Annotated in this window: 20 protein-coding genes; 14 read left to right on the top strand and 6 right to left on the bottom strand. The window is 42.8% G+C overall.

Translation table 11 applies throughout. The features are described 5' to 3' along the window. The first annotated feature begins 123 nt into the window (after nt 1-123). Nucleotides 124-822, top strand: coding sequence for a dCTP deaminase domain-containing protein (locus ACM0OX_RS14155; protein WP_414515564.1), 699 nt, complete (start codon nt 124-126; stop codon nt 820-822). Between the two features lie 12 nt (nt 823-834). On the opposite strand, the gene dcd is transcribed toward ACM0OX_RS14155, so the two are convergent. Beyond that, nucleotides 835-1,416 carry a dCTP deaminase gene (gene dcd, locus ACM0OX_RS14150; protein WP_196515520.1) on the bottom strand — a complete coding sequence of 194 codons (582 nt, stop codon included), beginning with the start codon at nt 1,414-1,416 and terminating at the stop codon, nt 835-837. Nucleotides 1,417-1,478: 62 nt separating this feature from the next. Next, nucleotides 1,479-2,015 (bottom strand): P-loop NTPase family protein, encoded by a 537-nt coding sequence (locus ACM0OX_RS14145; RefSeq protein ID WP_414515617.1) that lies wholly within the window; start codon nt 2,013-2,015, stop codon nt 1,479-1,481. Between the two features lie 449 nt (nt 2,016-2,464). On the opposite strand from ACM0OX_RS14145, the gene ACM0OX_RS14140 reads away from it, so the two are divergent. The 8 genes from ACM0OX_RS14140 (at nt 2,465) to rnhA (ending at nt 8,574) form a co-directional block, all read left to right on the top strand. After that, nucleotides 2,465-3,088: a nucleoside monophosphate kinase gene (locus tag ACM0OX_RS14140; RefSeq protein WP_335010443.1), complete on the top strand. Its 624-nt coding sequence runs from the start codon at nt 2,465-2,467 to the stop codon at nt 3,086-3,088. Between the two features lie 156 nt (nt 3,089-3,244). After that, nucleotides 3,245-3,988, top strand: a complete 744-nt coding sequence (rph, locus tag ACM0OX_RS14135) for a ribonuclease PH (RefSeq protein WP_414515561.1) — start codon at nt 3,245-3,247, stop codon at nt 3,986-3,988. Nucleotides 3,989-4,260: 272 nt separating this feature from the next. Next, the gene (pgl, locus tag ACM0OX_RS14130) at nt 4,261-4,983 is read left to right on the top strand and encodes a 6-phosphogluconolactonase (RefSeq protein ID WP_414515560.1); all 723 of its coding nucleotides are present in this window, start codon (nt 4,261-4,263) and stop codon (nt 4,981-4,983) included. Nucleotides 4,984-5,239: 256 nt separating this feature from the next. After that, nucleotides 5,240-6,121 carry an FHA domain-containing protein gene (locus ACM0OX_RS14125; protein ID WP_414515558.1) on the top strand — a complete coding sequence of 294 codons (882 nt, stop codon included), beginning with the start codon at nt 5,240-5,242 and terminating at the stop codon, nt 6,119-6,121. A gap of 237 nt (nt 6,122-6,358) precedes the next feature. Next, a complete protein-coding gene (locus ACM0OX_RS14120; RefSeq protein WP_414515556.1) occupies nt 6,359-7,102 on the top strand; it encodes a M50 family metallopeptidase in 744 nt (247 codons plus the stop codon). Then, nucleotides 7,102-7,287 carry a hypothetical protein gene (locus ACM0OX_RS14115; RefSeq protein WP_229488400.1) on the top strand — a complete coding sequence of 62 codons (186 nt, stop codon included), beginning with the start codon at nt 7,102-7,104 and terminating at the stop codon, nt 7,285-7,287. Before ACM0OX_RS14120 ends, ACM0OX_RS14115 begins: the two co-directional genes overlap by 1 nt. A 7-nt stretch (nt 7,288-7,294) precedes the next feature. Then, nucleotides 7,295-7,549 (top strand): hypothetical protein, encoded by a 255-nt coding sequence (locus tag ACM0OX_RS14110; RefSeq protein ID WP_292854786.1) that lies wholly within the window; start codon nt 7,295-7,297, stop codon nt 7,547-7,549. 116 nt (nt 7,550-7,665) lie between these two features. Next, nucleotides 7,666-8,574: a ribonuclease HI gene (gene rnhA / locus ACM0OX_RS14105; protein WP_414515554.1), complete on the top strand. Its 909-nt coding sequence runs from the start codon at nt 7,666-7,668 to the stop codon at nt 8,572-8,574. Between the two features lie 90 nt (nt 8,575-8,664). On the opposite strand, the gene cruG is transcribed toward rnhA, so the two are convergent. Continuing rightward, entirely contained in the window at nt 8,665-9,873 is a 1,209-nt protein-coding gene (gene cruG, locus ACM0OX_RS14100) for a 2'-O-glycosyltransferase CruG (RefSeq protein WP_414515552.1), read from the bottom strand. Nucleotides 9,874-10,075: 202 nt separating this feature from the next. Next, complete coding sequence (gene cruF / locus ACM0OX_RS14095) at nt 10,076-10,984, bottom strand: gamma-carotene 1'-hydroxylase CruF (RefSeq protein WP_414515551.1); 909 nt, start codon at nt 10,982-10,984, stop codon at nt 10,076-10,078. Nucleotides 10,985-11,369: 385 nt separating this feature from the next. On the opposite strand from cruF, the gene ACM0OX_RS14090 reads away from it, so the two are divergent. Beyond that, nucleotides 11,370-11,816, top strand: a complete 447-nt coding sequence (locus ACM0OX_RS14090; protein ID WP_292733172.1) for a hypothetical protein — start codon at nt 11,370-11,372, stop codon at nt 11,814-11,816. Between the two features lie 149 nt (nt 11,817-11,965). Here ACM0OX_RS14090 and ACM0OX_RS14085 read toward each other — a convergent pair whose 3' ends face one another. Next, nucleotides 11,966-12,739 (bottom strand): MlaE family ABC transporter permease, encoded by a 774-nt coding sequence (locus ACM0OX_RS14085; RefSeq protein WP_414515548.1) that lies wholly within the window; start codon nt 12,737-12,739, stop codon nt 11,966-11,968. A gap of 241 nt (nt 12,740-12,980) precedes the next feature. Here ACM0OX_RS14085 and ACM0OX_RS14080 point away from each other — a divergent pair, with 241 nt between their 5' ends. The 3 genes from ACM0OX_RS14080 (at nt 12,981) to ACM0OX_RS14070 (ending at nt 15,970) form a co-directional block, all read left to right on the top strand. After that, the gene (locus tag ACM0OX_RS14080; protein ID WP_414515547.1) at nt 12,981-13,304 is read left to right on the top strand and encodes a hypothetical protein; all 324 of its coding nucleotides are present in this window, start codon (nt 12,981-12,983) and stop codon (nt 13,302-13,304) included. Between the two features lie 490 nt (nt 13,305-13,794). Next, nucleotides 13,795-15,222, top strand: coding sequence for a hypothetical protein (locus ACM0OX_RS14075; protein ID WP_414515545.1), 1,428 nt, complete (start codon nt 13,795-13,797; stop codon nt 15,220-15,222). A 214-nt stretch (nt 15,223-15,436) separates the two neighbouring features. Beyond that, nucleotides 15,437-15,970: a DUF4231 domain-containing protein gene (locus ACM0OX_RS14070; protein WP_414515543.1), complete on the top strand. Its 534-nt coding sequence runs from the start codon at nt 15,437-15,439 to the stop codon at nt 15,968-15,970. Nucleotides 15,971-16,087: 117 nt separating this feature from the next. Here the strand turns inward: ACM0OX_RS14070 and ACM0OX_RS14065 are convergent, their stop codons facing one another. Next, a complete protein-coding gene (locus ACM0OX_RS14065) occupies nt 16,088-17,236 on the bottom strand; it encodes an alanine--glyoxylate aminotransferase family protein (protein WP_414515541.1) in 1,149 nt (382 codons plus the stop codon). Nucleotides 17,237-17,637: 401 nt separating this feature from the next. Between ACM0OX_RS14065 and ACM0OX_RS14060 the strand changes: the two genes are divergently transcribed. Next, nucleotides 17,638-20,061 (top strand): DUF4347 domain-containing protein (locus ACM0OX_RS14060; RefSeq protein WP_414515539.1); only part of this gene is annotated, 2,424 nt, incomplete at its 3' end.

Below are 20,061 nucleotides of genomic sequence, written 5' to 3'. Positions count from 1 at the left end.
GCGATCGCACAATGGTATAAAAAGCAGCATCTAGGTAAGGTAAAATTAGTACCTTAAATAATTGAGTATCTAGGAAAGGGGATAGAGTATAATAAATTACACTATTTCATAAGCAGCAAAACAATGAGTGTTATCCCATTTATATTGGATGGTAGTAATAGAACAGTAGTAGAGACCAGGGAAGAGTACGAGAGAGCTGGTGGTCTTGAAGGAGATGTAATTTTTATACAGAATCTCAATATCAAACAAATTCATAATACGAAGTCTAGCAATGCCAGCTATGATTTAAGAGTTGGTAATGAATACAGAGATCATAGAGACTCCGGTAAAACTGATCTGTTGGAGAATGGCACAATATCTCTTCAACCAGGTTCTGCCGTCATTATTGAGACAGTTGAATCAGTTCAATTTCCCAAATCTAGATTTGGCCATGTAGTTCCAAAAGTATCTCTTCTGCAAGATGGGTTATCTAACACCTCATCAAAGATAGACCCTGGATATGAAGGAAAACTTTCTATCACAGTTTTCAATTTAGGCAAAAGAACAGTTCAGCTTAAGAAAGGACAAGATTTTTGTACGCTCTATGTACTTGATGTCAGGGAAGGAGTTATTCCTTATACAAAAGACGCTAAAAAAATTGCCGGAAACTCTAGAAAGGATTTATTAAGTAGAGTTAGAGATTTTATTGAGACAAATCAGACGTATTTTACTATTATCTTAACTATTGCAACCATAGTTTTAACTATAGTTCAAATTGTGCAGCCTTTAGGTAAACAGGAAATACAGACACTTCCTAAAGAAAGCAGAGAGAAAATTAAATAATTCTTTTGACGCTTAAACCTTAGCTAGAGTTACACCCTTTAGCTGGTCTTGATACTTACCCTGGCGTGCTTCATAATTTACAGCACATGGTTCTCCTTCCAAAAACATCAACTGTACTATTCCTTCACTGGCGTAAATGCGGCAATCAGCGCTAGAAGCGTTGGATAACTCTAGTGTCAAATAACCGCGCCAAGCAGCTTCGGCTGGAGTTACATTTGCAATTATTCCACAACGAGCATAAGTACTTTTACCTATACAAATTACTGTAATATTATCTGGTATTTCCAGCCTTTCAAGGGCAACCCCAAGCCCATAGGAGTGGGCAGGCAGAATGAAGTATTTGCCATTAACATCTGTATGGAGTTCTGTTCGCTCCAAGTTTTCAGGATTAAAATTCTTAGGATCTACTACAGTGCCTGGAATATGCCTAAAAATGCGAAAATCATCTGGTGATAGCCTGATGTCATAGCCAAAGCTGCTAAGACCAAATGAAATTACAGGTAAATTCTCAAGGTGACGTATTAGGCTCGGCTCAAAGGGCGAAATCAAACCCTGTTGAGCCATTTCAGTAATCCAGATATCGTTCTTAATCACAAGTTCGCTGCTAACGTTAATTCCAACCGACTCGATATATTAGCACGAACTGAGTATTTTGTTTAAGGTCGATAACTCCGGCGGATTTCTGTAATTTGATCTGCTACATCAAGAAGAGATTTTGGCATCTCTGGCCCTGTGAGAATAATATCAACGTGGGGAGGGCGTTTTGCCAGAAACGCTAAAACTTCCGTTTCAGGAATTAAACCAAAGTTAATCGCTAAACTTAACTCATCTAACACCACGAGAGAATACTTACTCTCACACACAACTTGTTGTGTATACTGCCACAGCTTTTGTAAGGCTTGATTTTCTGTATCGTCTAAATGTGGTGTATCGATACAACGAGGCAAATCACAGCGAATCCAATCTAAATTTTGTCCTAATTGTATAGGTCGATCTTGCCCTTGGCGAATACCTCCTTTAAGAAACTGTACTATTAATACTGGCGTTCCTTGTCCAGCTATTCTCAGTGATTGAGCCATCACGCCCGTAAAAAAGTTACGATGCGAGCTAGTGAAAACTTGCACTAGACCTTCAACTGGATATGGTAGGGTTAGGGTTGAATTGATACTTTGAGTTTCTAGCTGGGCAACCATAAAGTTAAGTTCAAAAAATACAATAAGTAAGGGGTTATTACTGACGGTGAAATTGATAAATTTGCCTGTATAATCAATCTGTTTTTCACAGGTGTGGTGGATTTGGCAAATTGCATTCTTAGTCAAACACTAGGTTTGTATTGAAGTCAAGAGTCCTGTTTGATTTACAGCAGATTTCAAGCAAATGAAGTACATAGACAAAACCCGAAAGCCTGTAGAGACTTTGCATGTAACGTCTCTAGATATAGTGTATAAAACCGCTAACTGCTGTAAATTTTCGTCTTTTCTCTGTAATGAGTTGTAAAAATGAAAACATAAAATTTTTAGTTCCAATTATTCAAAAAAGCTAGGCACAACGCTTAAAAATCGCTAAATGTTAGATTTGTCGGTTGTTTGGGCAAAACAGACTTAGCTAGTAGTGAATTTGACAGGATGAGGAGTAAATCGTTGTGAGATTGGTGATTCTGGGAGGTTCAGGATCGGGGAAAAGCACTCAAGCACAAAGGCTTTGCAGATACTTTGATATTCCTCTGATTTCCACAGGTGAGATTTTACGAGAAGCAATATCTGGCAATCAGCCCCTGCCGGAATTTCGATGGTTGGAAGCCGATCCTCGGACTTCTCTTTCTGTTTACGCTAGCTTGAGTGAACTAGGCTACCACGCACGGCCCTACATGCAAAAAGGGGAGTTAGTTCCAGACGAAATGATCGTTGAATTGATCCGAATACGCCTCAGACAACCAGATATTAACTGCGATTGGGTGTTAGAAGGCTATCCCCGTACTGCCTTTCAAGCTGAAGAATTAGATTTTTTATTGGATGATTTAGGGCAAAAGCTAGATTGGGCAATTTATCTCCAAGTCCCGGAAGCAGTTATGGTTAGTCGATCCTTGGGGCGATCGCTACCAGATGACCAACCAGAAATCGTGCAGCGCCGTGTAGAATTATTCTACGATCGCACCATTCCCATCCTAGAATATTACGATCGTCGTCGCTGTTTATTGACCATCAACGGCGACCAATCACCAGAAATGGTACAGCAAAATATTTTAACACTGCTTTCAGTTCCTTAGAAGAGAAGCAGGGAGCAGGGGAGCAGAGGAGAAGTTCAGTAAGTTTTTCCCCTCTGCCCCCCCGCATCTCTGCCTCTTGTGCCCAATGCCCAAAACAGATGATTTACAACACTAAGGTAATCTTAAGGCAGTATTGTAAAACTTGAGGCAATTCCAATGGCTTGGCAGCGTCCTGACGGTCGGATTTCCTACGAACTACGTCCGATTAGCTTTCACCCCAGTTTCACCCGCTTTGCCCCCGGTTCTGTTCTTGCAAGATGCGGTGATACTCAGGTACTTTGTACTGTTAGCGTTAATAAGGGAGTTCCGAAGTTTCTCGAAGGAACTGGTAAAGGCTGGTTAACTGCTGAGTACCGAATGTTACCATCTGCTACCCAAAAACGCCAAGAAAGGGAATTATTGAAATTATCTGGACGGACGCAAGAAATTCAACGTCTAATTGGACGTAGCTTACGCGCAGCAGTGGATTTTGAGGCACTGGGAGAACGCACGCTGACTGTGGATACTGATGTACTGCAAGCAGATGCCGGAACTCGGACAACAGCAATCACAGGCTCGTTTGTGGCGTTGGCTCATGCGATTTCTAAATTATTGCAAGAGGGCGTGTTGGAGCGATCGCCTTTGTGTGGACAGGTAGCAGCAGTTTCCGTAGGATTACTGGAGGGAGAGCCATTTTTGGATCTAAATTATATCGAAGATGTGGCTGCAACAGTAGATTTTAATGTGGTGATGAATCAACATCTGGGAATCATTGAAGTCCAAGGAACAGCCGAAGAAGGCTGCTTTAGCCGTACTCAGTTGGATCAACTGCTAGATGTTGCCCAAAAAGGAATTCAAGAATTGTTAATTGCCCAACGTGAAGCGATCCCTAATTGGGAAGGGTTGTTTGCGATCGATTAATTTTATTAATTTTTAATAAGAATTAATAAACGTATCCTTTATGGCGTTAATCAACAAAGTATCAAGTAACTGGATGTAAATAAAAATAATCATCAAAGTGGTTAGTAGTTAGTACGACACACTACTGACAACTTACGGTAAAAGGTGATAGGGAGGGTCTATATTTTCCAGTCTACTTAATCCACGATGTTAAATGTTTCAAAAGTTAAAAAGGGAGATTGTAATAAGTTCGGTATTGTATTGCTGGAAGCCAGCAATATGATGATGAAGCCATGAACAAAACCGTTGAAGTTCTACCGGATCAGCCGGCGCTGGTTGCACGAGCGCTAGAATTAATTCTGTCTAAGTTAAAAACTGCCATTGAGCAGCGGGGGCGGTTTACTATCGCTTTATCGGGCGGCAGTACACCTAAACCGTTATACGAAGCGATTGCTACTCAAAAACTGCCTTGGGATAAAATTCATATATTCTGGGGAGATGAGCGTTACGTACCACCAGATCACCCCGATAGCAATGAACTGATGACGCGTCGAGCGTGGCTAGATCGCGTTGACATCCCAGCGGCTAACATTCACCCCGTACCAACTTTAGAAGCCAATCCAGAACTGGCTGCTGCCAAGTATGAACAACATCTCCAAGAATTTTTCAATTCTTCTGGGGTCGAGTTTCCTCCCTTGGATGTAGTATTACTAGGAATGGGTGATGATGCACACACCGCATCTTTGTTTCCCCACACAGAGGCTCTTAAAGTACGCGATCGCCTCGTGACAGTGGGTAACAAAGACGGAAACCCCCGAATAAGTTTCACATACCCCTTCATCAACTCTGCTCGTAGCGTGATTTTTCTGGTTGCTGGTGCTAATAAACGACCAGCTTTAGCGCAAGTCTTTGCACCTGTAGCCGATGAGTTCACTTACCCATCCCGTTTAATTAAGCCCCAAGGAGAACTTTGGTGGCTGCTGGATGCGGCAGCAGGTTTGGAACTTCAACATTGAACAATCGGGAGTGCTGAGTGCTGAGTTAGGAGTTAGGAGTTAGGAGTTAGGAGTTACTATTCATTTCCCCTGCCCCTCTGCTCCTCTGCCCCTCTCGGTCACTGAGCGTAACCGAAGTGCTGCTCCCCTTCCCCATGTAAGAGTGTCCAATTCATTGTTCCATTAGCAGTAATTGCTAGAATCTAAAGCTAGGGCCGCCCTCTGCTTGCCAGTCCTACCTATATTTATGATGATCTTGAACAAAGGCTAAATATCGATGATCGTCTGCCCTAATTGCAATCATCCCAACCCTGACGGCGCTGTTCAGTGTGAAGCTTGTTATACACCGTTACCTGCGACTACTAATTGTCCCAGTTGTGGGGCAACTGTGCAGGCAGATGCTGCATTCTGCGGTCAGTGTGGCTATAACCTTCACTCCGCAGGAGTTCCACACGTTCATCCCGCAGTAGCTACAACAGTCACTCCCGATATTCCCGTGGAAGTGCCAGCGTTAGTTCCACCCGATCCATTGTTAGAACTTTTACAACCAGATGCTTTGGGAATGAGCGGTTCTACTAACTCCCATCCTCCCGAATCATCTTTACCACCAACAGAGATGGCAGTTCCCCCAGAACCTACGCCACAGATGCCTGTTGCAGAAAGCAGCCCTCCAGAACCTGTGTCAACCGTTGTAGCTCAACCCGTAGTCTCTGGACAAAGTAGTATTCCGACTCCACCACCTGTGGAACCAGTACCAGCTTCTGAAGCCGAAGCACCCTCGCCAGCAGCACCAGCACCAACTGCAACTGCTGCCAGAACGCAATTGCAGCAGGTTACAGCGCGGTTACTCCACGTTCAAAGCGATCGCTTAATTGAATTGCCGCAAAATTTCTCTGTGATTCATATTGGCAAGCCCAATGACCGGATTCCTCCAGATATAGATGTTTCAGGATTTCCTAATTCCGAAATTGTCTCGCGGATTCATGCAGATATTCGCGTCGAGGGAGATGCCCATTATGTAGAGGATGTGGGAAGTTCTAATGGCACTTATGTTAATAATTTGCCACTTTTACCAGGGAACCGTCATCGCTTGCGACCAGGCGATCGCATCAGCTTGGGTAAAGGAGACTTGATGACATTCCTCTTTCAACTTGCTTAACTGATTCTCAATCAATTGTGACATCAGTCTAAGTATTTTCTGCCCATCCTCCGACATCCATTTTGGAGGAGCAACAAATGAACTGCATCAGACAAGCGACGGATAACTATGTTGTTATTGATAGCGCCATAGTTGACAGCCGTCGCTTCGATGTGCAAATTATTACATAGCCCAGCAACTCCATTACCTTAATAATTACACTAGGATGGATGGAAATACACTGCCAATTAGTGACCTATGAGGGAACCAAGTAAAAATTTTGAAAGCTTGCTCGCTAAAGAAGCCCCGCCAGTTGTTGAACGTATGGGGCTTACCTGGCTAGTTGCAGCAGCGATCGCAACTGCTTTATTGTGGCAAGTACCAGGAGGGGATTATATCTTATACCCATTTACAATTCTGGCAACTTGGTTTCATGAAATGGGTCACGGCTTAATGGCACTGCTATTAGGGGGACAGTTTCAGAAGTTGCAGATTTTTAGCAATGGTTCCGGTGTCGCAACTTATGGACTCCGGTCGTCATTGGGGCCAATTGGCCCGGCAATAATCGCCGCAGCTGGGCCAATGGGGCCGCCTCTTGCTGGTGCAGCTTTGATTCTGGCTTCCCGCAGTTTTACAGCAGCTTCTCTAAGTTTAAAAATTTTAGGAAGTTTTTTGCTGTTGTCCGCATTAATTTGGGTGCGTTCCTGGTTTGGATTGGTGGCAATTCCCTTACTAGGTTTAATAATCTTAGGTATTTCCCTGAAAGCACCTCGCTGGGCGCAAGGGTTTGTCATTCAATTTCTGGGTGTACAAGCTTGTGTAAGTACGTACCATCAACTCGATTATCTATTTAGTAGTTCTGCTGGTTCCCTTGGAATTTCTGATACAGCACAAATGCAGCGATATTTGCTTTTACCTTACTGGTTTTGGGGCGGGTTAATGGCGATCGCATCTCTGGTGATTTTAATCCAAAGTCTCCGCGTTGCTTATCGTTCGGAGTAATGAGTAAGAAGCACCATCAAAAGGCGATTGAATCTTTAGCTCAAAGAATTACCGAACATCAAGAAAAGATTAGACTGGAATCAGAGAAGAGTTTTCCTGACGAAGGTTTAATTAAGCATTGGGAAAAAGAGATTCGTGCTTTTGACAAGGCAATCCAACAAGCGCGTAAAAGATTGGGACAATAAATAAAATATGCAAATTAGCGATCGCCCTCTTGCAGTCACCAATTCAACCCTCAGTACCTTGATTGCTGAATTAGGTACAGAATGCCTGAAAGTACAAGCCTTAATTAACCAGTTACAGTTAACTAGTTTAACTGCTAACCAACAAGCTGAAATTCTAGCAGAACTCCTAGCTGCTGCGGTTCATCTGTATAATCATTGTGACGAAGATTTTCAGACGCTAATTACTGAAGAAATGGAAAATTTGCCTGATGATGAGGATTAAAGAAGAATTCCGAAGTCAGGAGTCAGAATTAAGAGTTTTTATCAGTATAATAGCCTGGATATTGTTAAAAAATTCGCCGCTAATAACTCTTGCCTTCGCGGTTCGATACCCTAAACATGTCCACCCAACCCACAATTCAAAGCATATACACCGATGGTGCTTGCATCAAGAATCCTGGCCCTGGCGGTTGGGGTGTAGTCGTCTACTTTAGCGACGGCTCAATCCACGAAATGGGCGATGCATCCCCTCATACCACTAATAATAAAATGGAGATGCAAGCTGCGATCGCCGCCCTTCAATTTCTGCAAACATCTCAACAAGCCCAACCAATCACCCTTCATACCGATAGCGAATACCTAATTAACTGCGTTACCAAATGGGTGAAAGGCTGGAAAAATAAAGGCTGGAAAAAGTCAGATGGTAAACCCGTCCAAAACCAAGACCTTTTAGAGATTTTAGATGAACTCAATACCCAACAAGTAAAATGGCAACACGTCCGAGGACATTCTGGTAACATAGGTAACGAACGTTGTGATGCGATCGCTCGCACATATGCTAGTGGCAAAACCCCTTCCCTACAACAATTATCTTCCACAGATTTTTATAAATCTTTACCTTCTACAAATGAACTAAATGTAGCAAAAGTAGCTGATTATGAAAAAAACTCTAGAATAACTAACCAAAGTCCGCAAAAAATCAGTACTTCTGCACCAGAAATAACCGTTATGGAACCATCAACCGGGCCAACTGCGGCCGTAACCGATGAAAAACCGCCAGAAATGAGGGTTTCGCAACTCCGCAGCTTGGTCGAAACTTTGCGTATAGCTGACGAAATTTCTGAAAAAGGCTACTTAATCACCAGTTCTGAGTTAGCAGACTTGATGGATGTCCACGCCAGCGCTGTCACCAGTCGTGGAGATCAATGGCGCTGGCGAAACTGGATAGTGTCACGGGTACGCCGTGAAGGAAATCAAATTCTTTGGGAATTAGAACGTGGGGATCAAGTAGGAGGGGAAGAGGAGTGAGGGAGTAGGGAGTAGGGAGTGAGGAGTTAGGAGTTAAGAGTGAGGAGTTGAAAATTCATAACTCATAACTCATAACTCATAACTCATAACTCATAACTCAGCACTATACTTGCGTCCTCGCCACTCGTGCGGGGTATGGAATGCAGATAAGAAGATTCGTAGCACAGCTAAGGGATCGGCCAAAGGGGAAAGCCAGAATAACCAGCTGCCTTTAGCGTTTGTGCGATCGTAGGAAGGTGCGATCGCTATTAGCATGGCAAAGCGAATCACCAACAGGAATAAATTCAGTCCCAGCAGCAGGAGTGGGGGAGTGGGCGAATATGAGAGTGGGGGAGACATCAACAAAAAAGTCAAGACAATTAAAAGGGGTAGACCTTGAACAGATGTGAGTAGCCATAAATCTCCCCACAACTGAGAGCGAGAAGTTGCATCTTTGAGATCGAGACTCCGCCCCCATTCTTTCCACGTCTCCATCGCCCCTTCATACATCCGTACCTTCAACACTTTTGCGCCATCTAAAAAGCCCACCTTATACCCTTGAACAGCAATATTCCGTGCCAAGGTGACATCATCACAAAAAGAACTCTTCGCACTGCTATAACCACCTACAGCAGCTAAAACGGAGCGACGACACAGAAAACACTGCCCATTTGCCATTACTCGTTCTGGTTGCTCTGTATTGATCCCCGCTGGGTCAAATCGGTAAAGCAAAGTCATTAACAAAGCTGGTTGTAGCCAGCACTCCCCAGGATATTTGAGGATGAATTGGGGTGAAAGAGAAACCAAATCGTAACCTTGTGCTTCGGCTGTCTTCACCAAACCGACAACTAAACCAGGATGCGGTTGGATATCAGCATCCAGCCCCAGAAACCACTGACTAGCCTCGGAGCTATATAGAAAACCGTTATGCAATGCCCAAGGACGCCCCACCCAACCAGAGGGTAAGGGATCATCTGTCATCAGGCGAAAACGCGGATCTTTCTGCTGTGAGGCTTTGACTAAATCGGGGGTTCCATCACTCGATTTACTGTCTACAACCATAATTTCTCGAACTTCATAGCTTTGCTGACTTAAACCAGCCAACAGAGGGCTAATGCGAAGCGCTTCGTTCAGTGTGGGAACAACAATGCTAACCCTACCCAAAAGCTCAGGTGTCGGCTGTTGGGGTTCTATCGGAGGATGGCGTCTTGGCCCCTTTAACAGGCGCGAAAACAGAATCGCCGTTGCTGGTACTTGGATAAGTAGCAATAAAAAAGAAATGGCGCTTTCCACTATCAAAGCGTTGTCTACTGTTGTCAAAATACTTAACAATTAAAATTGCGACTATACAACATAAATGGGCATGGGACATAGGGCATAGGGCATTGAGTATTGGTTTATTCCCTTCTCCCCTCCCAATCCTAAGTCCCCAGCGATGCACTGACTTGTACTGAGCGCAGTCGAAGTAGCTTGTTGTTGGCGCAGCCTCTCGTAGAGAAGTGTCCCCAGTCCCCAAATAGGCTTATTTCAAGGCAACTTCAACCTTGGCTACTGATACTTCTTTGGTTACTGGTTCAACAGTAACTTGAGCAGATGTAGTTGAACTCCTTGACCACAGCGCTACAGCCGGAATCACACCTAGCAATAAACCGAGTAATACAGGAATGGAGAATCCAGCGGCCAAGCTGAGTCCGGCGGCGAAGGCAAAGTTAGTTAAATAAACGACTAAGGGCAGATTGAGTTGCGATCGCTCTAATTTAATCGAGGTATTTCTCCACAATAATCCTGCCACACTCATAAACAGAGCGCTAGTACCAAACCAACCTATATAGTTCTGGTAAGGTGTTCCAAAGAAAGCTCCTGGTTGTTCCCAATACCAGAAGGGCAGAGAAGTTTGACTCATAGCCGGTTCAAGGGCAAAGTCCCAGCAAGTGAAAAGCAAAGCACCAAAGGCTATCGCAGCAATATGGCGACCCCAACTGGGTTTTTGAGCCACTTTCAAACCAGTTCTCGCAATTAAATAAGACGACAGCCCAACATAAAACCAAGATAAAGGAATTGTGAAAGGAACTAGCCCCCCAATTTTATAACCCAAGCCACTCAAGTAGCTATAATCACCAAATGGAAACCCTGTACTAGTTCCCAGTAGTTCACTCCCCAAAGAGATAAACATAGCTGGTAGCATAAATGCTAGCCAAGTTCCTAATCCCAAAGTCCGGTAGGCATAAATAGAGACAGCTACTGTCCCTAAGATGATATCAACTACACCGCCGCCAGCCATGCTTAACTGTACGGCAGTTTCTCCTACCTGCGATAAGTTGAAAATTATTTCAGCATTAGGTACTACCAGTAGCATCCCTACCAGTCCAAAGGCTTTTGACGCGATATGACCAATGAGGCATACGCGTTCAGCAATAACAAGTTGTCTCATGATAATTCCTTAACAAGATGTGACACGCGGCTACTCGGCTGCTAACAGTTTACAAATCTTTAACTACTTTGTACCGCAATTTTCGACAAACTTGTTTAGCTTTCTTGGGAACAGCATAAAAGTCTATTGATTGAAGCTATAAAAATATGATGCTAAACTTACTAGTCTAAGCGATATATTCAAAATCTACATAATTTTATCTGTAAGAACTTCTGGTTTCTTGTCTCATTTCCTTCCATCTCGTAAAAAACTCCTTTGATACTGGGATATCGTTAAGGGAGAATGACCATCATAACTGAGCAAGTCCTCAAGCAAAATAAAGTCTTGAGTTACTACACTTAATTTATGCGATAAGACCTTAACCCCATACTAGAAATATAAACCCATGTCAATTTTGAAAAGAGTTCCTTGGGTGTCCCTGGCACTAGTACTGCTGAGTTACAGTACTTTGGGCTGGGTAATATCAGAAACACGTGCTCCTATATTTGTGTGGGTGGCAACTGTAATTGCTATCTTGCTTTTAATCATAACGTTGACCGCTCCTTGGCCGAAGATGACGTATTACTACAGTCTTTTTCTGCAATCAAATACCAGAGCTTTCGGCGTTGCCGTCTTAGCAGCTTTCTTATTCTTTATTATGATTGCCTGGTTTCGGGTATTTCTTGATACTTTACTTATCATTTCAGCGACTATATTAGTCAGGATAGACTTTCAAAGAGCGGGTCTTAGGGAAGGGTTAGCTTTTTCGACTGCCTCTATCTTTTCATTGGGAGGTTTAGCTTTGGGTGCGCTAATCTACAAGTTCATATACTCCCAAATTCCGTTAACGTGATGAAGTATACCCGAAAAAGTAAGCGATGCCTGGGTTGGGTTACGTCAATCTTTTAGAAGCAGTATTATTTACCTACAATTTCCTTTGTAACTGAAATTCCCAACTTATTAAAAAGTCGGGAATTTTGTTTTTTCAATACTTTTTTTGGTTCAAAATGCAGGCTGTTCAAACAGCAGTAGAGATAGGAAAAAATCCATAACAAAAATTGATACCCAACTAGTAACAACTGCTTTTGTTGCCGATTCTCCTACTTCCTTTGCTCCCCCTCTCGTAGTTAAACCCCAACTACAGCCAATGACAGCAACCAGCACTCCAAAAATAAACCCTTTTAGCAAAATAATAAACAAATCTGACGGTTCTAAAAAATTTCTGACTGATTCTAAAAATGTTTCGGGAATAATTTGGTAGAACTTTGATGCGGCAAAAACTCCGCCAATGATGCCTGTAACTAAAGCCAAAATCGTCATCAAAGGCACCATCAAACAACAAGCAATTACTCTAGGAAGTACTAGATAATCAATTGGATCGGTTTTGAGCATATAAAGTGCATCAATTTGCTCGGTGACTCGCATTGCACCTATTTCCGCTGCAAAAGCAGAACCGACTTGTCCCGCCATAATACTAGCGGTCAAAATTGGAGCTAATTCTCTACAAAAAGCTAAGGCAAAAGCACCTCCCACTGCATCAACAGCGCCAAATCGCACTAATTCTCTCGCCGTTTGAATAGTAAAAATCATTCCTGCAAAACTGCTGACAAGGAGAACTGGAGAGATAGAACCTGGCCCAGCGGTAACAAGATGTTGCAAAATCTTGCGATAGTAGGTTTTCCCTTGGAGTAAATGTAGCCACACTTGGCCAAAGAGCAGTATTGCTGCAAAACAGCGTGTAATCCCAGATTGCTCAAAATTTGTTTTTGGTTGCAATTTTATCGTCCTTACGACTGACTTTTTTTGCACATTTGTTGTTAAATCAATTTTCTAAAATAAGACTACAGATACAAATGGTGGGAACCCAGCCAGATGTAATCTGACTTTCTCAATTAACTCATGCTTTGTGTGATATGGGGTTGTAATCTCTCGTCCGTCAAACTAGGAAAAGTAATTGAATCAACTCAAAAGGTTGAAAAATCTAATAATATTTCCAAATAATGTTAAACAATTTTTTATGAGCAGGATTAAATACATAATATTTCTGTTGCTATTAATACTACCTTTATCCGTGGTACATCCGGCTTTTGCATCTGTATGCCGCAATTACACTGTCTACGACGGTCTACGCCACCAGATTTGCATTCTCAGTATCAGCCGAAGTGCCAAAAATTATTGGGAATACAAGGCAATTGTTAGCGTAGATGGCATAAAAAGACCTACAGAGGTTTACAATTGTCGCGAACGAGTCAAGGTTCAACAAGCTGGAACTATTTTGCCCTTTGAGCAAAAAGGCCCTGGTGAGATGATATGCAGCTTTTTTAATTCTTCTCGGCGGTAAACACGCGCCAGATAATGAAGACGGTAAAACCTAGATAGGTGAATACTGTTAGCCATTCTTGCCAGCTACCAAATGCATTGTTCATCAGCAAAAGCCGGAAAATTAATATTTATCAATCCTACACGCTGATGTTACCAGTAGGTTGCTGTATTTTAGGAGATCAAAGAAGACTAGTCAAAAATTCTTAGCTAATTTTCCGGAATGGGTAACAATGGCGTGGTAGTAAATATCAGAGCATCGATATTATACTGAACCTCTATAACTAACCTTCGGGGAATATATCCCCATTGTTTTCCCTCAAAAACCCGGTCATGAAAAACCGGGTTTTTGGTGTTTATAACAAGTTACAGTCGAGAAAGTCAGTGACAGAGGGATGCCTACGCCAACGCAGCACTTATTTAAACTGTCTAGGTATCAAATAAAACTATTGTCAAGAAACTTTTAAGAGATTTTATTGGTCTGGTTCTCCAAATTCTGCAAAAATCAACCAATGTCATCTTCTGCTCAAGGTATTCCCGGATTACCCGATTTGACGCATCCAGTTGAGCTTGTTCAATTTGGAACCCAGGCGCTCAAAGCTTCACTGTTCTTAGTATTTTTGGTCGTAGCTTTAGGAGTTGCGATCGCACTTATCAGTTTTTCTCTGCGTCGCAGCCAGCCGGAACAATTTATATTCATTGGCGAATGGGCTGTTCGTTATTCCCAACTGCTGCGGGGATTACAGCATTTAACTCTAGTATTAGTCCTGTTAGTTCCGGGATTTTTTCTCTGTTCAACTTTGAGCAATCGCTATCACTACTGGGAACAAACAAAGGTGGCTCAAGTGGCTGAAAGTGTCGCAGGTGAAAAGCTCGAACAATCTGCCCCGCAAGTCCGCTACTCGATTCAAGAGCCATACTCCTATAACACCCAAGTCAATGGCAAAATAGTCAAGGTAAATGAAACACGAGAGATCGCCCGCTTCATGACGTTGGCTGGTTCGCAAATTCAAGTCAAGCTTGACCAAAGCGTAGATGTTCCAGGTCGTAGCTCAATTTATCGGGCAAATTATACTGCCGATTATAAAGTAGTTAATCAACTTAAGGATATTAATAATTTTTTCTTTGAAGCACCGCCACCCAACGGCTCCATACTGCTTAAGAGCTACAAAATCGAGCGTGACGGGACTAGGTTACAACAAACCAATCCGGGAGACTATGGTTTTCCCTTCCGGCTGCAACCAGGGGAAGAAACCACCTTTCGAGTTACCTATGAGGCTAGAGGTGGGCCTCGCTGGGTTTATAGTTCAGCGGGACAGTTGCTTTCTAACTTCCGCCTCATAGCAATTGCTAACTTTGCTCCGGCTAATTTTGCCAGTGGTATTGAACCTGATGAGATTAAATCTGACGGACGCAGTACGCAATTTACTTGGCAATTTGACGATAATGTTTCAGTCAAAAATCCATTTGGAGTTTTTACCAACACCGAACCTATTCGTCATACGGGGGTTATTCCGCGTCTTTTATTACTCGCACCAGCAATATTTTTGTGGTGGATATTGTTGTTATATTTGTCACTGCCAATGAGTTTCAGAAATATTGCGATCGCTGGTAGTATTTTCTTTGCTTGTCTGTTGACTTTGACCTATCTAGCTCGCGTTATCAATGCTCAGTTGGCTTGGACTTTAATTTCCATCATTTTACTAATTTTAACATGGGGATTGGGAGCTAGCCGCAGTGCTTCCTTGGCTGCGATCGTCGCCACTATTGCTGGAGCAGTGCTACCTATTTTTGGATTATTAATACCGTTTAGCGGACTAACCCTTAGTTTGGCGGGTTTGCTTTCAGCGGTTTGGCTAGCAGTTCGTCACTGGTATGGCTGGTACAGTCTGCACCCAGAAGATCAAAGATTGCAGACTCAGAAAAATGGTAAAGATTAGATGATTCCGCTATGATTAGCGAAGTTTTAGCGAATACCATTTATGGATAACGATTTACTCGCTTTTTTTGCTGCTGCTGGGTTACTCATTCTCTATCTTATCTTCTCAGCATTAACTGAAATGGGGACTAAATTACCTTGGAAGAAATAAGCTGATGGGTTAAAACTGATGAAACTCAAAATGTGCAATTTGATATTTACTATTAGCAAAAAAAATGCCAGAAGAAAGTCAGATAGTTAACCTCAACAAACAGGATAGTGAGAAAGACTTAACAGATATATTCCCACGAGCTTTATCACAAAAACAGAAGGAATCCATCGAGGAATGCGAACGCCTGATCCAGCATTTTAAAAAGGAAGCTCTTGAACAAAAACGTTGGTTTCAGGGACTCAAATATTCAAGTATTTTTCTTGCTGCAACTGTAACTATTCTTTCTGCGATCGCTGCAAGTAAAAAGATTGAGCAATTAAATTGGGCTGTTCCAATTATTAGTGGGCTTGCTACCCTCTCTACCACATTGTTAACTCAAACAGCCTCTCAGAAAGTCTGGGTACACTCACGAGGGGTAGAACAAAAGCTACAAGTAGAAAAGTTTTTATATTTACAAGCTGCTGGTGTTTATTCACAAATAACAAATGAAGAGGAAAAAATTTGTCAATTTTCCAATCGAATAATGGAGATATGGTCACAAGGTCATGAGACTTGGGAGAACAATGTGGCTGATGGAATAAATAGAAAAAGTAATTAACAGCAAATACAACTGTAGCGTATCAGCTTTTCTTCAATTCTCAAACAATGCTATAGCGCGATCGCCTTTTGTATCAGGTGCGTTAAGCTACCGTTAACGCACCAAATTGCATCAAAACTACTTAGGTAAAACCTGCCGTAGTGCTGCTAAAAGTTGGTCAACGCTTTCCTTTCGACTATTAAAGCCCATCAATCCGACGCGCCACACTTTACCAGCGAGTTCGCCAAGACCACCGCCAATTTCAATATTATGTTCATTGAGTAACTGCCGAGCGATCGCTTTACCATCTACTCCGGCTGGAATGCGGACAGTGGTAAGGGTTGGCAGCCTATACTCTTGCTCAACGTGCATACTCAGTCCTAAATTCTCTAAACCTTCCCAGAGATATTCTACGTTCTTTTGATGCCGTTGCCAGGAATTTGCTAATCCCTCTTCTGCAAGCAAACGTAGTGCTTCCCGCAATGCATAGTATAAATTAATGGGTGCTGTGTGGTGATAGGTGCGTTCAGCACCCCAATATTTGCCCAGCAACAACATATCTAAATACCAGTTTGCAACTTTCGTTTGCCGCTGTTGCAATTTCTCAACTGCACGCGCACTCATTGTAAAAGGAGAAGCACCAGGCGGGCAACCTAACCCTTTTTGGCTACAACTATAGGCTAAGTCAACTCCCCAAGCATCCAAAAACAAAGGGACACCGCCCAAACTTGTCACCGTATCCACTAATAACAAAGTGCCAAATTCACTACACAAATCAGCGACCCCTTCCAAGGGTTGACGTGCGCCGGTGGAAGTTTCGGCATGAACTAGAGCCAAGATAGCTGGACGATGAGTTTTTAAGGCGGTTTGGAGTTCATCTAAGTTGAAAACTTGTCCCCAAGGTTTGGTAATGGTTCGCACATCAGCGCCATAACGTCCAGCCATATCCACAAGGCGATTACCAAAGTAACCAGCTACACCAATTAAAACTACATCACCGGGTTCTACAGCATTGGCAATGGTTGCTTCCATTGCAGCTGTCCCTGTACCGCTGACTGCAATGGTAAGTGAGTTTTCTGTTTGCCATACGTACCGTAGCAACGACTGAATTTCATCCATGAGTGCGAGAAAAGCTGGGTCAAGATGCCCAACGGGTGAAGTATTCATCGCTTGGAGAACTGTGGGATGGGCATTAGATGGCCCTGGCCCCAACAGCAGACGGGATGGGATTTCTAGCGGCGTGAGTTGCAAGCGCCCAGAGTCGTTAATTGAAATTGTTTGCGTCATAAATCTCTCTTCATTTAGACGATACTTACCGGATCATATAGGAATCCGATTTGATTCCTGAACTTACTTGTGTAGGGAGGGAACAGGAAATCTGGGAATAGGGCATTGCAGAACAGTGGTATGAATTGAGGCAAGCAAGGGAAACTGGGGGAAATTTTTGGACGTTGCTAAATCATCCCGCAAATATGCAACTCGGATATAAATGTGTACTGAGTTTTTTTATCAAAAGTTTCAGCTACTTTCTATCCCCAAAATTTCTAAATCTTCATTAATTAAACTGGTGGATTTACCGAGGGAAAGGATTTATTTTATTCCTACATTGAAAGTGAAAGCAACTACAAGAAATGATCGGCAAAAAGTTTCATTTTTGCTGAATATCAGGGATTTACTCTTGGACAATTATGATAAAGCATAGTATCAATAAAAACTTTACTATACACAAAATATCTAACAGCATTAATATTAAACCAACTTTAGACTTGTATCCTAATCGTCTAGTTTTTATTGACCCACAAGTTGATGACTACCAAAGTTTGGTAATGGGTGTATTACCAGATACCTCAGTTGTAGTCTTAGATGCCAACCAAGATGGCATTGAGCAAATTAGTCAAGTGCTGGAGTCTCATCAGGGAGTCAATAGTCTGCACATTGTTTCCCACGGCGCACCTGGGTGCATCTATTTGGGAAACAGTCAACTCAACAACGAAACACTCAATCATTACGCAGCCCAACTTATGGGTTGGGCAAATGCTTTGGGTGAAGATGCACAACTACTGCTGTATGGTTGCAAAGTCGCTCAAAACGAGTCAGGTGTATTGTTTATACGCTGTCTGAGCGAATTGACAGGTGCAGTAGTAGCGGCCTCTAACGACTTAACAGGGAGTGCTGCATTAGGTGGTGATTGGGAACTGGAGGTTTCTACAGCGCCTATTGTTCCTCGTTTAGCGTTTGGGCAAGAAGTAATAACAGCCTACGCTTCAATTCTACCTGTAGTTCTTGATGACAGCTTTGATAGTGATGGCAAAGTCACTACTGATATTGGTACTAATACCACTGACATAGCCTACAGCATTGCCCTGCAAGACGATGGCAAGATTCTGGTAGCAGGAGTGAGTACTAGTAACTTTGCTGTGGTACGTTATAACAGCAATGGTAGTCTCGATACCAGCTTTGGTACTGCTGGCAAGGTCACTACTAACTTGGGCAGTACTGACATAGCCTACAGCATTGCCCTGCAAGACGATGGCAAGATGCTGGTAGCGGGAGTGAGTAGTAGTAACTTTGCTGTGGTACGTTACAACAGCGATGGTAGTCTCGACACCAGCTTTGGTACTGCTGGCAAGGTTATTAATAACTTGGGCAGTAGTGACATAGCCTACAGCGTTGCCCTGCAAGACGATGGCAAGATTCTGTTAGCGGGAGTGAGTAATAGTAACTTTGCTGTTTTACGTTACAACAGCAATGGTAGTCTCGACACCGGCTTTGGTACTGCTGGCAAGGTCATTACTAACTTGGGCAGTACTGACATTGCTAGAAGCATTGCTCTGCAAGACGATGGCAAAATTCTGGTAGCGGGAGTGAGTAATAATAACTTTGCTGTGGTACGTTATAACAGCAATGGTAGTCTCGACACCAGCTTTGGTACTGCTGGCACGGTTATTAATAACTTGGGCAGTACTGACATAGCCTACAGCATTGCCCTACAAGACGATGGCAAGATTCTGTTAGTAGGAGTGAGTAATAATAACTTTGCTGTGGTACGTTACGACAGCAATGGTAGTCTCGACACCAGCTTTGGTACTGCTGGCAAGGTCATTACTAACTTGGGCGGTACTGACATAGCCTATAGCGTTAGCGTGCAAGCTAATGGCAAAATTATTGTGGCGGGTTCGAGTAAAAATAACTTTGCTGTTTTACGTTACAACAGCAATGGTAGTCTCGACACCAGCTTTGGTACTGCTGGCATTATCACTACTGATATCGGCATAAATACTACTGATAATGCTTATGCTCTTACCCAACACGATGGTACGATAATAGTCGCGGGAGTAAGCGCCAATAACTTTGCTGTGGCACGCTACAGGGTTAACCAAAATCCAGTGCTAGTGAAGGAAATCGCAGACAAAGAGATTCCAGAAGACATAAATTTCAACTTCACAATCTCAGATAGCTTCCAAGATCCAGATCCTGAAGACATTCTCACCTACACTGCCACTCTCGAAAACGGTGACTCTCTACCGAGTTGGTTAAGCTTCAATGCTGCTACTCAAACATTCAGTGGCACTCCCTTAAATGAGAATGTGGGTAGCTTGAACATTAAAGTTACTACTACGGATACTTATCTGGCTCAAATCAGTGATGTGTTTACACTCACCGTTAACAACGTCAACGATCCACCAGAGGTGGCGAATGAAATTGTTAATCAACAAGCAACAGAAGACACGATTTTCAATTTCACTATCCCAGGCAACACCTTTATTGATGTCGATGCTGGCGACATTCTCACTTATACTGCGACTCTCGAAAATGGTGAGTCTCTACCGAGTTGGTTAAGCTTCAATGATGCTACCAAAACCTTTAGTGGCACTCCCTTAAATGAGAATGTAGGTAGTCTCAACATTAAAGTTACTGCTACGGATACTGCTTTTGCTAAAGTCAGTGATATTTTTGTACTCACCGTTAACAACGTCAACGATCCGCCAGAGGTATTTCAAGCGATCGCAGACAAAGAAGCAACAGAAGACACAGTTTTCAATTTCACTATCCCAGACAACACCTTTATTGATGTCGATGCTGGCGACATTCTCACTTATACTGCGACTCTC

The organism is Nostoc sp. PCC 9305, assembly GCF_963920915.1.
Classification (GTDB): domain Bacteria; phylum Cyanobacteriota; class Cyanobacteriia; order Cyanobacteriales; family Nostocaceae; genus Nostoc.
The sequence above is the reverse complement of the archived record's forward strand: the minus strand, read 5'-3'. Positions and strand labels throughout refer to the sequence as shown.